14 protein-coding genes are annotated in these 15,657 nt (G+C 54.4%); 11 read left to right on the top strand and 3 right to left on the bottom strand.

The window, feature by feature from the left end:
• Positions 1 to 29 precede the first annotated feature (29 nt).
• Positions 30 to 950 (bottom strand): LysR family transcriptional regulator, encoded by a 921-nt coding sequence (locus Q0835_RS12670; RefSeq protein WP_298961692.1) that lies wholly within the window; start codon positions 948 to 950, stop codon positions 30 to 32.
• A 177-nt stretch (positions 951 to 1,127) separates the two neighbouring features.
• Here Q0835_RS12670 and Q0835_RS12665 point away from each other — a divergent pair, with 177 nt between their 5' ends.
• Complete coding sequence (locus Q0835_RS12665) at positions 1,128 to 1,808, top strand: isochorismatase family protein (protein ID WP_298961690.1); 681 nt, start codon at positions 1,128 to 1,130, stop codon at positions 1,806 to 1,808.
• Between the two features lie 156 nt (positions 1,809 to 1,964).
• Here Q0835_RS12665 and Q0835_RS12660 read toward each other — a convergent pair whose 3' ends face one another.
• Both Q0835_RS12660 and Q0835_RS12655 read right to left on the bottom strand, forming a co-directional pair.
• Complete coding sequence (locus Q0835_RS12660) at positions 1,965 to 3,644, bottom strand: pentapeptide repeat-containing protein (RefSeq protein WP_298961686.1); 1,680 nt, start codon at positions 3,642 to 3,644, stop codon at positions 1,965 to 1,967.
• A 64-nt stretch (positions 3,645 to 3,708) separates the two neighbouring features.
• Positions 3,709 to 4,107, bottom strand: a complete 399-nt coding sequence (locus tag Q0835_RS12655; RefSeq protein WP_298961684.1) for a VOC family protein — start codon at positions 4,105 to 4,107, stop codon at positions 3,709 to 3,711.
• A gap of 320 nt (positions 4,108 to 4,427) precedes the next feature.
• Between Q0835_RS12655 and rpsB the strand changes: the two genes are divergently transcribed.
• The 10 genes from rpsB (at position 4,428) to lpxD (ending at position 15,625) form a co-directional block, all read left to right on the top strand.
• Complete coding sequence (gene rpsB, locus Q0835_RS12650; protein ID WP_298961681.1) at positions 4,428 to 5,300, top strand: 30S ribosomal protein S2; 873 nt, start codon at positions 4,428 to 4,430, stop codon at positions 5,298 to 5,300.
• A 143-nt stretch (positions 5,301 to 5,443) separates the two neighbouring features.
• Positions 5,444 to 6,361: a translation elongation factor Ts gene (gene tsf, locus Q0835_RS12645; protein WP_298820547.1), complete on the top strand. Its 918-nt coding sequence runs from the start codon at positions 5,444 to 5,446 to the stop codon at positions 6,359 to 6,361.
• 70 nt (positions 6,362 to 6,431) lie between these two features.
• Positions 6,432 to 7,151 carry a UMP kinase gene (gene pyrH / locus Q0835_RS12640; RefSeq protein WP_298820549.1) on the top strand — a complete coding sequence of 240 codons (720 nt, stop codon included), beginning with the start codon at positions 6,432 to 6,434 and terminating at the stop codon, positions 7,149 to 7,151.
• 110 nt (positions 7,152 to 7,261) lie between these two features.
• Complete coding sequence (frr, locus tag Q0835_RS12635) at positions 7,262 to 7,825, top strand: ribosome recycling factor (protein ID WP_298820551.1); 564 nt, start codon at positions 7,262 to 7,264, stop codon at positions 7,823 to 7,825.
• A 29-nt stretch (positions 7,826 to 7,854) separates the two neighbouring features.
• Positions 7,855 to 8,625: an isoprenyl transferase gene (locus Q0835_RS12630; protein ID WP_298961678.1), complete on the top strand. Its 771-nt coding sequence runs from the start codon at positions 7,855 to 7,857 to the stop codon at positions 8,623 to 8,625.
• Between the two features lie 15 nt (positions 8,626 to 8,640).
• The gene (locus Q0835_RS12625) at positions 8,641 to 9,483 is read left to right on the top strand and encodes a phosphatidate cytidylyltransferase (protein WP_298961674.1); all 843 of its coding nucleotides are present in this window, start codon (positions 8,641 to 8,643) and stop codon (positions 9,481 to 9,483) included.
• Positions 9,484 to 9,497: 14 nt separating this feature from the next.
• Complete coding sequence (gene dxr, locus Q0835_RS12620; RefSeq protein ID WP_298961672.1) at positions 9,498 to 10,703, top strand: 1-deoxy-D-xylulose-5-phosphate reductoisomerase; 1,206 nt, start codon at positions 9,498 to 9,500, stop codon at positions 10,701 to 10,703.
• Positions 10,704 to 10,821: 118 nt separating this feature from the next.
• Positions 10,822 to 11,964, top strand: coding sequence for an RIP metalloprotease RseP (gene rseP / locus Q0835_RS12615; protein ID WP_298820559.1), 1,143 nt, complete (start codon positions 10,822 to 10,824; stop codon positions 11,962 to 11,964).
• 162 nt (positions 11,965 to 12,126) lie between these two features.
• Positions 12,127 to 14,508, top strand: a complete 2,382-nt coding sequence (gene bamA, locus Q0835_RS12610; protein ID WP_298820561.1) for an outer membrane protein assembly factor BamA — start codon at positions 12,127 to 12,129, stop codon at positions 14,506 to 14,508.
• Positions 14,509 to 14,587: 79 nt separating this feature from the next.
• The gene (lpxD, locus tag Q0835_RS12605; RefSeq protein WP_298961669.1) at positions 14,588 to 15,625 is read left to right on the top strand and encodes a UDP-3-O-(3-hydroxymyristoyl)glucosamine N-acyltransferase; all 1,038 of its coding nucleotides are present in this window, start codon (positions 14,588 to 14,590) and stop codon (positions 15,623 to 15,625) included.
• Positions 15,626 to 15,657: the final 32 nt, after the last annotated feature.

Genomic DNA, 15,657 nt, shown 5'->3' with positions numbered 1-15,657 from the left:
CAATTCAGCCGACCCTGCGAGATCTTTGATTACCGGCTTAGGGGCCCGTTGCCTTCATCACTGGCGATCAGTTGCGGAATTTGGTCGGCTGCAAGGTCGACAAACGCCCTCACAGCTGGGCGCATAAGCCGCTGAGGCTGATAGACAAGATGAACTGGCACATGGCGGGCAAACCAGTCGGGGCCCACTCTGGTCAGCTGATTGCTTTTAACAGCGGGGGCAGCAATCAACTCAGGCAAGACGGCGATGACGTCGCTTGCCAGGGCAGCGTCGAGCAGCAACCACGGATTCATGCATATTAGGCGCGGCTTGACGACGAAAGACCGGTTTTCGCCATTGGCGGAATGAAGTTGTAGTGTGGGATCAGCTTTCATACCCTTGTGAAGGAGTGCTACGGGCAGGTCGCTGAGGTCATTCAGAGAAACCTTCGGTGCTCCACCACGGCGGTAGAGGGCTGCGCGAACTATTCCGAGTGTTCTTGCAACGAGCGTGTCGTCTACGATCGGTCCGACCCGTATTGCAGCGTCATAGCCCTCTTCGGCAAGGTTGATGTGACCGTCGGCCAGGTCGATATGAAGGTCGCAATCCGGGTATTGAGCAAGGAACAGGCTGACAATCGGACTCAGCAGCGCTTGTCCAAAGATAGTCGGAGTAGTGATCCTGATCGTACCGACAGGTGCATCACGCATTGAAGACAATGAGGTTTCAACGGCCTCCACCTCCGAGATCATTCGCTGTGCATGATTGACAGCCAACGTTCCGGCTTCCGTGGGGCATACCGAACGCGTGGTTCTGTCAAAAAGCCGCAAGCAAGCTCTGTCTTCCATGCGCATGACGCGGCGGCTAACCGTCGCTGGCGGCATTCCGAGTGCCTTGGCGGCTGCCGCAAAACTCAATCTGTTATGCAACTCGACCAAAATCCGGGCGTCGATGAGGTCTTCGATAATCATTCCATTTTCGTCACTATTGAGATGCATTTGCTGCAGCTAGTCGCATGAGTGCAATTGTCTATATCGCGTTTTGAGCTCAGGACTCAACGCGTAAAGCGTCTCTTGGCCTAGCTCTGTCTCAAACGGAGTATGGCCAGGTTGCTGGCCTTTCACTCGTCAAAACACAGGAAATAGTGAATGACCCTTCCAACATCCGAACTAACGCCTGACAATTGCGTTTTCCTGATGATCGACCATCAGGTCGGGCTCATGCAGTTTCTGTCTTCGATTGATCCGATGCTGCTCAAGAACAACATCCTTGGTCATGCGAAAACCGCCAGGGCAATGAACATTCCGGTCGTGATGGGAACAAGTTGGCCTCAGGGCCCGAATGGCCCGACCATGCCCGAGTTAAAGGCATTGTTTCCGGAGATTGACGTGATTGACCGGCCATTTGTCAATTTCTGGAACGATCAGGCCTCACGAGAGGCCGTCCGCGCAACCGGGCGAAAAAAACTGGTTATTTCCGGATTGGCGACTGAAGTTTGTGCCGCTTTCCCTGCAATTGCGGCGCTACGGGAAGGGTACGAGACTTATGTGGTCATGGATGCAAGCGCGGATTTCAATCCCTTCATACAACAGGTTACGATGACCCGACTGGCGGCTGCGGGTGCGATTGTAACAACCTGGGTTGCCGTTCTCGCCGAATTATCGGCCAATACGCAAATAAACGGGCAGCATATCGGGCGGATTCTCAGCGAACATATGGGGCAATATCAAGCCGCTATGAACAACTTCCTCGGAACGGCTGCAAATGCGGCTGAAGTCCGTGATGGGGTGGGGCTTACCGGCAATCCACCAATCCCGATGGCACTATAACAGCAAAGCTGACCCCGCCGATGCACAAGGTCAATTGGACCTGTCTCGGCGGTGGTTCTTACGACACCGTCCTTCTGTGTGAAGCTGTCCTAAAAAGGTCCGGATTGAGTTGAAATTTGTTAGCTGTAATTCGTGCCAGTAAAGACAAAAAGGAGCCTATTGCTCGAACGGTTCGACGCGCTTGATACGCCAGACGCTGTCGGATCCGAGCAGTTCCTTGAAGTCGCCTGCCTCCAACTGTGAAAATGTGGAGTAGGTTTCCATGACGGCCTCGATAGACGATGCCTCTTGAACAAAACGGCTTCGTTTGAAACTTCCCGGGTACGCTTTTTCGCCAACCCGATCCAGGAAATCTTCGGCAAAAACATAAGCTCCATCGAAATCGACCGATGCCAAGATCGCCCCGTTAAACTCTGCATGTCCCAACACAGTACCCCTGAAGGTTGAGCCGCTCAGATCTGCTCCGCTAAAGTCTGTCCCCATTAGCGTTGCCCGATCGAAGTTTGCTGCTGTGAGCCGTGCGTTTTCGAACCAGACGAACTGCAGAAAGGCGTCGGTGAGATCAAGGCCGGTTAAGCGGGAAGTCAGAGGTTGAGAGGTTGTAACGACAGGAGGAACAGCGAGTTCTGGTTCAAGCGAAGAAAACCGTGCCGATTCTATACGTGCTTCCCGCAAGATCGCGTTTTCAAGATTTGCTCCCTGGAAGTCGACTTCCGTAAAATGGCCTCTTGCAAGGTCAGCATACGCCATCTTGCCATTTTGAAAGCTGAACGGACCGAAGAAAAAGTCGCGCAATGCGGCGTGCGACAGATCAAGTCCATAAAAATTCAGGAATTCGAACGATCTGATGCCAGAGCGCACAAGCGTGTCCAGCAGCTGACCACGTTCAGGGCTGTAGCTGCGTGCCACCAGTGCCCGGGCCTCGGGAGCCTCTTGCCAGTTTCCAAGGCGAGCCATGCGTGCAAATGAAGTCGGCAGTTCTTCACGCCGCCTTCGCATGGCGTCCTTAATCGCGCTTTGTACACTTCCGAAGTCATCTCCGGCGTCCAGGTATCTATATGGCTTGGAGGCTTGCGAAGATGCGACGATCCGCATGATGAGGCTTTGGTCGAGGTCTTTGGCGGGATCAATCACCGGTATCTTGTCAGCGGCGACATCGCCTGTTGGAGCATCTGCTCCGTCTGACTGTGTAGCAACCTTGTCCATCACAGTGCCAAGCAGCGCGGCGATTCGGGTGATTTCGACGGCAATCGCTGCATTTCGGGCGGCTTCTGCAAGTTCGACTTGCTGGGTCAGCAATGCTGTTTGTTCCTCAATGCGGACATTCTGGCTCGCAATCAATTCATTCTGCCTAAATAGGAGAGCTGTGCCGGCGAGCGCTGCCAAAGACGCAATCAGCCCGGTCAGCGAAGCAATGATCCAGCGTCGCGCAGTGATCCAACTGTACCGGGCCAGCGTCAGCTGAACCAGTTCGCGGGCTGCGTGGGTTGCGCCTTCCGGATCTCTATCGATGGCCTTCTGAGTAACGCGGGACAAGGGTTCGGCAAACATGTCGAGCCGGGATTCCGCAATACCAAACAAGCTTGCCATCAGCTTGCCGCGGAACACGTAAAGGCCAAGACCCGTCAGAACAATGAGGGTTACCAGAACCACAAATCCGGCAAGCACGTGGGTGAAATAGACTTCAAACAGGTCAAAGCCTGAAAAGGCCAGGAAAAAGCCAGCGGCGATTCCGAAGAGGAAAAACAAGATGCCGAAACTGAAGGAATGGGTCTTCCGGTTCAGTCGTTCTGTTTCGGTCGCGGCAATTCCTGCTGGGTCTTCACTTTCATCCATTAAGGGACTCCGGATTGTTCCAGACGAGACAGAAGAGCTCTTGGTTTGCTATTCGCCGGAACAGCTAGCTCGCGGGCCAAATGATTTCGACACGAATGCCTCCCGGCTCAAGACACATCATATGCATGCGCGGCCCACCTGAAAGCAACTCCGGTTCGAATTCCATGCGGACGCCAGGCCAACTGCGAATTTTGTCTGCAAGAGCAAACAGCATTTCCTTGGTCGAAACTTCGAAGGCAACGTGGTGCAAGCCAATATTGGACTTGCGGTCAAAGGCCGTCACGGGTTTGGAAGTATCCGCCTGCCAGAGAGTCAATCGGCAGGCACCGTCTGAAACAGTCGTGCGGGGGTAGCTTTCGTCTTTGGCCAACAGCGACCAACCGAGTCCTTTCGTAAAAAAATTGGTCGTGCTTGAAAGGTCCAGAACCGTCAGGCCCAAATGATTTATGCCTTGCGTTGTCAATGGATCTCATCCGCTGGTTTGTTTCAGGTTTCTTGTTAGAAATACCTTTGTCGTGGGTCAATGTTTGCGACCCGGGCTGGTGTTCTACCTAAGTGATGCATCAGGTCCAGTTTGAAATTGCACAATCATAGCCTCGAAGCCAAAGAAATCCGGCGCTTAGGCCTTGAAATAATATTTCTTCCCAACTATAAGGCGCCCATTCCACACGCAAGGGGCGGAAACCGAGCTTATCGGTGTCCATCCGGTGGTTGAGGGAAAATTTCCTTCGGCCCAAACCCTCTTGCGGAGGTTAAACCGGAAAACTCAGGAGTTTAAGGGCCATGTCTTTGCCCGATTTCACCATGCGCCAGCTGCTTGAGGCAGGTGTGCACTTTGGTCACCAGAAGCACCGTTGGAACCCACGCATGGGTCAGTACATCTTTGGTGTGCGCAACGATGTTCACATCATGGATCTGTCTCAGACCGTTCCGCTTCTCCACCAGGCTCTGAAAGCTGTGTCCGACACAGTTGCCGGCGGTGGCCGCGTTTTGATCGTCGGCACCAAACGTCAGGCACAGGACGCCGTTGCCACTTCGGCACGCAATTCCGCACAGTACTTCGTGAATGCACGTTGGCTCGGCGGCATGCTGACCAACTGGAAAACGATCTCTCAGTCGATTCAGCGTCTGCGCAAACTGGAAGAAACCCTTTCTTCCGATGCCGCAAACGCATTGACGAAGAAAGAGCGTTTGTTCATGGATCGCGAGCGCGAAAAGCTTGAGCGGAACCTTGGCGGTATCAAGGATATGGGCGGTATCCCGGATCTGATTTTCGTGATCGATACCAACCGCGAATCCATTGCCATCCAGGAAGCCCGTCGTCTGGGTATTCCTGTTGCCGCAATCCTTGATTCCAATTGCAGTCCGGATGGCATTACCTATCCGGTGCCGGGCAACGACGATGCAGGCCGTGCGATTTCGCTTTATTGCGATCTCATCGCTCGTGCAGCTATCGATGGTATTTCCCGTGCGCAGGGTGCTTCCGGCATGGATATCGGCGAAGCCGAAGAAGCTCCGGTCGAGGAAGTTCTTGCAGCTGAAGAGGCTCCGGTTGAAGAGGCTCCAGCTGAGGCCGCAGCAGCAGAAGAAGCTCCGGCTAAAGCTGCACCGGCAGAAGAAGCAGCTGCAACCGAAAAGGCTTCTACTGAAGCTTAAGCAGAATTTCGCCGCGGGTTAGCGGCGAAAACTTGTTGAATTCGCAAGACGGTCCGCGATTTTTCGCGGTCCCGTCATAAAGGCGCGGTTGGCCATGGGTTAGACCGCGTCTTATTCTGAAACCCCCATCCACGAGGCAATCGATGAGCATTACCGCTGCGATGGTAAAAGAGCTCCGCGAGAAATCCGGCGCTGGCATGATGGACTGCAAGACCGCTTTGACTGAATCTGGCGGTGACATGGAAGCGGCTGTTGACTGGCTGCGCACGAAGGGCTTGGCCAAGGCGGCCAAGAAGGCTGGCCGTGTGGCTGCTGAAGGCCTGGTCGGCGTTGCTACTGACGGCAAAAAGGCTGCAGTGATTGAACTGAATTCCGAAACCGACTTTGTCGCCCGCAACGAAGGCTTCCAGGAGCTTGTCGCCAAGGTCGCCAAGGTTGCCATCGGCACCGACGGTTCGGTTGAAGCACTTGGTGCTGCTGACCTTGACGGAAAATCTGTTGCAGATTCCGTCACTGAAGCGATCGCGACGATCGGTGAGAACATGACATTGCGTCGTTCCGCCGTTCTGAGTGTGAACGAAGGCGCGGTGTCCACCTATGTGCACGGTCAGGTTTCTGAAGGCCTGGGCAAGATCGGTGTCCTCGTCGCGCTGGAATCTTCCGGCGACAAGGACAAGCTGAATGCTCTTGGCCGTCAGGTTGCCATGCATGTTGCCGCAACAAGCCCGCTGGCCTTGAGCACAGACGAGTTGGACCCGGCTGTTGTTGAACGCGAAAGAACAGTGTTCTCCGAGCAGGCGCGTGAATCCGGCAAGCCTGAAAACATCATTGAAAAAATGGTGGAAGGTCGTTTGCGCAAATTCTACGAGGAAGTTACCCTCGTGAAACAAGCCTTCGTTATCAACCCGGATCAAACGGTTGAGCAGGCTGTTGAGGCGCTTGCAAAGGAACTCGGCACTGACGTCAAGCTTTCCGGTTTCGTCCGCTTCGCACTTGGCGAAGGGATCGAGAAGGAAGAGCAAGACTTTGCCGCAGAGGTGGCGGCAGCCACCGGGCAGTAAGCTCAAGGAAAAGCGCCGGCAAGACCGGCGCTTTTTTTTTAGGAAGACAATTTTCTAGACGGGGGCACCCATGACGAATTCTTTGCGTTGGAAACGGATCCTTCTGAAACTCTCTGGTGAAGCGCTTATGGGCTCCCAGGCTTTTGGAATTGACCCGGCCATTGTGCAAAGGATCGCCAAGGAAATTGCTGATGCGGTAGCCCTCGGGGCCCAGGTTGGCGTTGTTGTCGGGGGCGGGAATATCTTCCGTGGTGTTGCAGTTGCCGCAAAGGGTGGGAACCGGGTCACCGGCGACCACATGGGAATGCTGGCAACGATCATGAACAGCTTGACCCTGGCCGATGCCCTGCGACGTCTCAAAGTGAATGCGCGTGTTCTGTCGGCCGTTGCAGTTCCATCCATTTGCGAGACGTTTTCACAGCGTGTGGCAGACCGGTACATGGAAGATGGTGATGTCATCATTTTTGCTGGCGGCACAGGCAACCCGTTTTTCACCACTGACAGCGGCGCGGCACTCAGAGCTGCGGAAATGAAATGCGACGCCTTCCTGAAAGGGACGCAGGTTGATGGTGTCTATTCGGAAGACCCCAAGGTCAATCCCGAAGCGGAACGCTATGAAACGCTTGGCTACGAAGAGGTCATCTCGCGCAATCTGAAGGTCATGGATACGACCGCGATAGCGCTCGCGCGCGACAATTCCATTCCGGTGATTGTGTTTTCCATTCACTCACCTGGTGCTCTGGTCAGCGTGCTCCAGGAGACCGGCACCTACACAGTCGTGGGTGACTGAAAGATTTAATCTCTTTCCCGAGCCAAGCTCTTGTGTTTCAGCGCGTTTATGCCATGTTGACGCGCGCCGAGACTCTATTCAGCCAAGATGAAAACAATAGTGAGGACAAAATGTCGGTAGAAGGTGTTGATCTGGATGATTTGAAGCGCCGCATGCAAGGAGCTCTTTCGGTGCTGAAGACCGAATTCGCTGGCCTTAGAACTGGCCGCGCATCTGCTTCCATGATGGACCCGATCTCCGTTGACGCCTATGGCCAGGCGATGCCGATCAACCAGGTCGCAACCGTTTCTGTTCCGGAGCCACGTATGGTCGCGGTTCAGGTCTGGGACAAGAGCATGGTTGCCGCTGTTGAAAGAGCAATTCGTGAATCGAATCTTGGGCTTAACCCGGTTGTCGACGGCCAGTTGCTGCGCTTGCCAATTCCCGAGCTGAACCAGGAGCGACGTCAGGAACTGATCAAGGTCGCACACAAATACGCGGAAAATGCAAAGGTTGCGATCCGCCATGTGCGCCGGGACGGGATGGACGACGCGAAAAAAGCTGAAAAAGACGGTGCGATCTCTCAAGATGACAGCCGGGTCGCTTCGGATGAAGTGCAAAAACTGACCGATACGATGATCGGTGAAGTGGATGCGATGCTTGAAAAGAAAGAACAGGAAATCTCTCAGGTCTGATTGGCCTGACCTGTGAGGTGAGGACTCCCATGAGCGTCAGTCCGGACCATACTCCGCAGAATGTTTCAGCGGATGGTTCCAGCGGAAATCTGCCGCGCCATGTTGCGTTCATCATGGACGGCAACGGGCGATGGGCGACTGCGAGAAGCCTGCCTCGAACCGAAGGACATAGGCAGGGTCTGGAGACCTTGCGCAGTGTTATTCGTCACGCGGGACGGGTCGGCATCGAAGTGGTGACGATCTATAGTTTTTCTTCAGAGAACTGGAGCCGGCCCGAGGCGGAAGTTTCTTTCCTGATGGGTCTGTTACGCCGTTTTGTTCAGCGGGATCTGAGCGAACTGCACAAGTCCAACGTTCGCATACGCATTATCGGCAATCGCGCAGACCTCGAACCAGGCATTCTTGCGCTTTTGAACGAGGCCGAGGATCTGACAAAAGAAAACACCGGGCTCAATCTGGTTGTTGCATTCAACTATGGATCCAGGGCGGAAATCGTGAGGGCAGCACAGAGCCTTGCTGAAAAAATTGCCCAGGGTGAGCTCCAGGCGAGCGACATATCAGAAAACGCTCTGACGGATGCAATGGACACTGCGGGCCTGCCGGATCCCGATCTCATCATTAGAACCAGCGGCGAAATGCGCCTTTCAAATTTTCTGCTGTGGCAGGCAGCTTATTCTGAATTCTATTTTTGTGACAAGAATTGGCCGGAGTTCTCGGAAGCCGATTTCGACGAAGCTCTTGCTTGTTTTGGCAGCCGCCAACGCCGCTATGGCGGACTTGACGCCAAGGCGTCGCTGTGACGTCTGGCGCAAAACATGGCAAATCCTGAAACCTCCGGAAAAAAACTCTCCGACCTTGGGCTCCGACTGGTTTCCGCACTTGTTCTTGGACCGCTCGTTCTCCTGATCACCTATTTGGGTGGCATCGCCTTTGTTTTCCTGATGTGCCTGGCGGCAACGCTATTCTTGTGGGAGTGGTTTTCGATCACTGGCGCAAAGCATCGCTCGGTGCCCGCGTTGATCGGCTTCGCAAGTCTGGTTGGATTGTCGATTCTGGTCTATTTGGGTCTGGCTGCAGCAGGACTTGGACTGTTGATGATCGCAGCCTTTGTCGTTTTTGCTGCGGACGGCTTTTCAAAAGATGGCAGGTGGGCCGGGGAGGGCGTGCTTTACAGCGGTCTGTCCCTGTTTTCGCTTCTGGTTCTTCGTGAGGGAACCGTCGGGCTTCTTTTCGCGTTTTTCCTGCTGTTTGTCGTTTGGGCGACCGATATCTTTGCCTATTTCACGGGACGGGCTCTGGGTGGTCCCAAATTGTGGCAGAGGGTCTCGCCCAAAAAGACATGGTCGGGAGCAATCGGAGGTCTGGTGTTTGCCTGCATCTTTGGTGTCGGCGTTGTCTATTGGGCGGGTGAGCGCGACCTTGTTCTCTGGTGCTTATTGGCTGCTTTGCTTTCGGTCGTTTCCCAGGCAGGCGACCTGCTTGAATCGGCCATCAAAAGACGATTTGACGTGAAGGACTCCAGCCGTCTCATTCCCGGACATGGCGGCATCATGGACCGCATTGACGGCCTGGTAGCGGCGGCGATCTTTGCCGTGATCGCTGGATGGATAAGCGGCGGTGCGCTCGCGGACCCTATTTCGGGATTTGGATTTGGTTGAGCGTGAGGAATTCGATGTCGGCCAATGTTGATGCAGCAAAAGGTGCTGCGCCGATCCGTATCACTGTTCTCGGCGCGACAGGATCTGTCGGTCAAAGCCTTGCCGACATTATTGAGAGAAATCCGACACAATTTGATGTCGTGGCTCTGGTTGCCAACCGCAACGTATCTGCGCTGAGTGATCTGGCAAAGCGGCTCAATGCAGGCTCTGCGGTTCTTGCGGATGCTAGCAAATACGATGCTTTGGTCGAAGCGCTACAGGGCAGCGGCATCGAAGCATCAGCGGGACCAGGGGCCGTTTTGGAGGCGGTCGACCGTCCGGCCGACCTTGTGGTGGGTGCTGTCGTTGGCGCTGCCGGACTTGAACCAACGATGGCGGCAATTCAACCGGGACGCCGGATTGCGCTTGCAAATAAAGAGTGTCTCGTCTGTGCTGGCGATCTCTTCATGGCCCGTATTCGGGAGCACAACGCCGAGCTGCTTCCTGTTGACAGCGAACACAATGCCATCTTCCAGGTATTCGAAACGGCACAGGCCGATTTGATCGAAAAGGTCATTCTGACTGCTTCGGGCGGTCCTTTCAGGACATTTTCGAAAGAAGAGATGAAAACCGTTTCGCCAACTCAAGCTTTGAAACACCCGAACTGGGATATGGGTGCACGCATCACAATCGACAGTGCAACCATGATGAACAAAGGTTTTGAGGTTATTGAAGCTTCACACCTTTTCCCGGTTCAACATGATCAGTTGGCTGTGTTGGTGCACCCCCAATCGGCTGTACACGGGCTCGTTCAGTACAAGGACGGGTCGCTTCTTGCCCAACTCGGCAGCCCGGATATGCGCACACCGATTGCCCATTGCCTTGCTTTTCCAAGGCGGATGGACGTTCCGGTGAAAAGGCTCGATCTTGCTGCGCTTGGAACATTGAGCTTTGAAGAGCCGGATTTGGCGAGATTTCCTGCATTGCGTCTCGCGCTTGAGGCAATGGAGGCCGGCGGAGGCGCGCCGGCAGCTCTGAATGCAGCTGACGAGGTGGCGGTAGAAGCGTTCTTGTTGGGGCAAATTGGATTTCTTGATATCCCGGCCGCAATTGAGACTGTTCTGGACAATCTAACTGCGGAAGGAGCCTTGCAGTCAGCGTCCTGCGTTCAAGATGTGCTACAGTTGGACGACGCTGCCAGGATAAAAACAAAAGAATGGGTCAAGGCCCGGAGCAACTAAGGCTTTGACAGGCTGAATCATAGCTGCGGAAAATTTTCTTCGACCATTAACACGCCGTAATTTTCCTTTTAGTACAGTGCGCTGACGCATTTGCAGCCGTGCAGGATCGGAACCCTTGATGGACTTACTTTTTTCCGCGTATTCACTCTTGGTCGGAACGATCATTCCCTTCTTGTTTGTCCTGACTGTTGTGGTGTTCTTTCACGAGCTTGGCCACTTCGCCGTTGCCCGCTGGTGCAACGTCAAGGTTGACGCGTTTTCCGTCGGCTTCGGGCGGGAGATTTTTGGCAGAACCGATCAGAAGGGCACCAGGTGGAAACTCTGCATGATCCCGCTGGGTGGCTATGTGAAGTTTGCAGGCGACGAGAATGCGGCAAGTGTTCCAAATCGTGAACTGATTGCACAATTGAGTGAAGAAGAGCGCAAAACGGCGTTCATTGCAAAGCCAGTCTGGCAACGAGCCGCAATTGTTGCTGCCGGTCCGATTGCCAATTTTATTCTTGCCATCGTCATTTTCGGGGCCTTGTTCATGGCGATCGGCAAACAGGGTACTCAACCCTTGATCGAAGAGGTTTTTCCAGATCGCGCTGCAGCGCGCGCCGGGCTTCAGGCCGGTGACATGATCACTGAAATCGATGGCCGCAAGATCGAGACCTTCGGAGAATTGCGCCAGATTGTTCTAATGAATGCCAACACTCCGTTGGTCTTTGAAGTTGATCGCTACGGTACACCGGTCGTGCTGACGGTTACACCGGACGCGCGGGAGAAGGAAGTCTTCTTCGGCGAACGCCAGGTGGCGGGTGATATTGGCCTGCGTGGCACAGCTAACCCGGAATATCTGGTGCGGATAAAGTACAGTCCCTTGGGTGCTCTCGCTGAAGGCACGCGTGAGACCTACCGGATCATGGAAGGCACCGTCAGCTACATCTGGGGCGTCATAACACAGCGCCAGTCTGCAGATCAGCTCGGTGGACCGATCCGCGTTGCTCAAATCTCCGGACAGGTTGCCGATCTCGGAATCTTGCCCCTGATATCTCTCACCGCAGTTCTTTCGGTCAGCATCGGGCTCATAAATCTGGCACCTGTGCCAATTCTCGATGGAGGGCACCTGGTTTTTTACGCTGCGGAGGCGTTACGCGGAAAGCCGCTCAGCGAAAGAGTTCAGGATGTGGGATTCAGGATCGGTTTAGGCTTGGTACTTATGCTGATGGTCTTCGTTACATGGAAGGATATCATGCGGCTCGTAACCACCAATTCCTGATTGCCGTGACATTGACGCAACGTCTTCAGACTAAATCGCTTTCAGGCGGGAAGGGATGTTGCGTTATCGGCAAAAACCTATAAAACGTTCGTCGGTTCCGAGAATCTACAGGGGTGATGTGGATTCCGGAAAGGGGTATTTAAAAAAAGGCATAGCGCAATAATGCAGCGATTGCAGAAACTTACACGGGCCGTTCTGTTTGCGGTTGCCGTACTGTCGATTGGGTCAGTTTTGCCGCAATCTACAGGGTTGAAGTTGTTTGTTTCAGAAGCTCAGGCAGCGGTTGCCCGGAGCATCGACGTTCGGGGTAATACCCGCGTCGAGGATGAAACCGTTATCAGTTACATGACCATCGTTCCCGGGCGCAATTACAGCGCTTTCGATGTCGATGAGTCGTTAAAGGCACTTTACGCGACTGGTTTGTTTGCCACCGTTGAGATCACCCCGCGTGGCAGCCTGGTTGTTGTAACCGTCACGGAAAACCCGATTATCAATCGCGTTTCCTTTGAGGGTAACAGGAAAATCAAGGACGATGCGCTTGCGACAGCCGTTCGCTCGCAGCCTCGCTCCATGCTTTCTCGCGCCAAGGTTCAGGCCGACGTGCAGAACATTCTGGAAGCCTATCGCCGCTCCGGCAGGTATGGTGCTTCCGTCGATCCTCAGATCATTGATCGCGGACAGAATCGCGTTGATCTCGTTTTCGAAATCAACGAAGGCGCCAAGACCGGTGTTGAGCGGATCAGCTTCATCGGAAACCAGTCTTTCAGCGATGGTCGTCTGCGCGACGTTATCAGAACCCGTGAAAGCGGTCTTCTGAGCTGGTTGCGCAGCACCGACACTTATGACCCGGACCGTCTCGCAGCAGACGAAGAGTTGCTGCGTCAGTACTATAACAAGAAGGGTTATGCTGACTTCCGGATCGTTTCGGTTAGCGCTGATCTGGACCGTGAGCAGAATATCTTCTACGTCACCTTTACGGTGGATGAGGGTGAGAAGTACGAAATCGGCGATGTCGAAATCGTCTCAACGATTTCCGATGTCGATCCCGAAGAGCTGCGCCGCCTGGTGCGCACCCGCAGCGGTCAAACTTTCAATTCCCTGCGTGTTGAGCAGACAGTTGAAGACATCACACTGCGTGTTTCCGAGGAAGGTTATGCCTTCGCCCGTGTTCGGCCGCGTGGCGCACGTGATTACGACAACAACACGATTTCGCTGATCTACTACATCGAAGAAGGTCCTCGGGCGTATGTTGAGCGTATCAACATCATCGGCAACGACCGGACTCGTGAGTTCGTTATCCGTCGTGAATTTGATCTCGCAGAAGGCGATGCTTTCAACAGGGCGCTCGTCGACAAGGCGGAACGCCGGTTGAAAAACCTCGGGTACTTCGAGCGCGTTTCAATTACGACCCAGCAGGGCAGTGCAGCTGACCGCGTGATTGTCAACGTTCGTGTTGAAGAGAAGCCCACAGGGGAAATTTCCTTCGGTGTCGGTTACTCCACCGTCGATGGTGTGGTTGGCGACATCTCGCTGACCGAGAAAAACTTCCTTGGCCGCGGTCAGTTTGTGAAGATCGCTGTAGGCGGTGGCACAGACACGCAGTCTTATGAGTTCCGTTTTGTCGAGCCTTTCTTCATGGGCCGGCGTGTCGCACTGGACTTGGATCTTTACCGCAAGGTTGACGATGCCAACGACTACCGTTCCTTCGACCAGAAGAAGACCGGTGGCGGTTTCGGCTTTACGCTGCCACTGCGTGAAGAAGAGCTGACGGTTCGGCTGTTCTACAGCATCTTCCAGGAGAAGAACTCGGACCCGGACAACCAGTCGACCAACATCAATAACTGTAACACGGCCAATTTGTCGCTCGCCGTTTGTGACTCTCTCGGCACCTACCTGACTTCACTGGTTGGTTACGAGTTGCGCTACAACACTCTGGACCGCCTTATTGACCCGACCGACGGTGTCTATGCTTCGTTCGGTCAGGAATTCGCAGGTCTCGGTGGCGACAGCTACTACATCCGCACTGAAGCACAGGCTCGCGCCTACAAGGAAATCCTGGCTGACTACGGCCTGGTTGGTAGCCTTTCCATTCGTGGTGGTAACATCATGGCGATCGGCAGCGAGCGTCTGCGGGTCTCCGAACAGTTCATGCTCGGCGGCACACTGGTTCGCGGCTTTGAGAATCAGGGTATCGGCCCACGCGATGCAACGACAGAAGACTCCATCGGTGGACGCTTCTTCTTCGCGGCGACGGCCGAGACAAGGTTCCCGTTCCCGGTACTTCCGAAAGAGTTTGGTCTGTCAGGTGCAGTCTTTGCAGATGCTGGTTCTCTTTGGGATGCCGACAGCGATCTCGTGAGTTTGGTTGAGAACAATGGCGGTCGGATCGACTCCAACGAATTCTCGGTTCGTGCATCGGTCGGTGCAGGTATCCGCTGGCAGTCACCATTTGGTCCGCTTCGTGCCGACTTCGCTTATCCGATTGCTAAAGACGATGCGGATAAAACCCAGGTATTCCGCCTGAGTGGTGGTACGCGCTTCTAAATCGCGGTCAATTAGGTTAGATATCGGCCGCCGATCACATCGGCGGCCGTTTTTGTTGGCTGGCAACAAGGATAAAATGATGTCCGAGCCAAAGTTTTTCAGGGCTCCAGATCCCGTTTCCCTGGGTGATATCGCGACCTGGGCAAATGCCGAAATTGAAGTGGGCAGTGAAACACTGGAAGTAACTGGTGTCGCGCCCCTTGAGGATGCCTCGCCCGGAAGCCTGGTTTTCTTTGATAACACCGCATATTTGAAACAGCTGGAAACAACCAGCGCCGCAGCCTGTCTCATTGGCAAGCGCCACAAGGGAAAGGTTCCGGAAGGCGTTGCTGTTCTTGTCTGTGCTGATCCTTATCGCTCTTGGGCAATGGTACTAGCCAGACTTTATCCCGATGCCTTGGTTCCGGCCGACCGGAACAATGTCTTTGTCTCCGACCGCGCTGTTGTCGACCCGGAAGCGCTCCTGGAAGAGGGTGTCACGATTGAGCCTGGAGCCGTTATCGGCAAGGGAGCTGAAATAGGTTCGGGAACAGTGATCAGGGCCAACGCGGTGATTGGCAGCGACGTTAAAATTGGCCGGGACTGCGTGATCGGCCCGAATGCGACCGTCCAGCACTCCGTTCTGGGAAATCGTGTTTACCTGCATCCTGGTGTGTGCTGTGGTCAGGATGGCTTCGGCTATGCCATGGGACCTCAGGGACATCTGAAGGTTCCTCAAGTCGGGCGGGTTATAATTCAAGATGACGTTGAGATCGGTGCCTGTACGACGATAGATCGTGGTGCAAATCGTGACACGATGATCGGCGAAGGAACCAAGATAGACAATCAGGTGCAGATTGGTCACAACGTGGTGGTCGGTCGACACTGTGTTCTTGTTTCCCAAGTAGGTCTTTCGGGGAGCTGCACGCTGGAAGACTTCGTCGCTATTGGCGGTCAGACAGGTGTTCGTGGCCACGTTAGAATTGGCATGGGAGCTCAGGTCGCAGCGGTCAGCGTCGTCAGCGAAGATTTGGCGCCTGGTGGTCGATATGGAGGCACACCTGCCAAACCCGTCAAACAATGGTTCCGCGAAGTGGCTGCAGTCAGAAAACTTGCAGAGCGCGGCAGTGGATCGTAAACGGTAAAATCATCAAGGACTTTGCGGCATTA

The organism is uncultured Roseibium sp. (genome assembly GCF_947499295.1).
In the GTDB taxonomy this organism is placed as follows: Bacteria; Pseudomonadota; Alphaproteobacteria; order Rhizobiales; family Stappiaceae; genus Roseibium.
Note: the sequence above shows the minus strand (reverse complement) of the source record. Positions and strands in the feature narration are given on the sequence as shown.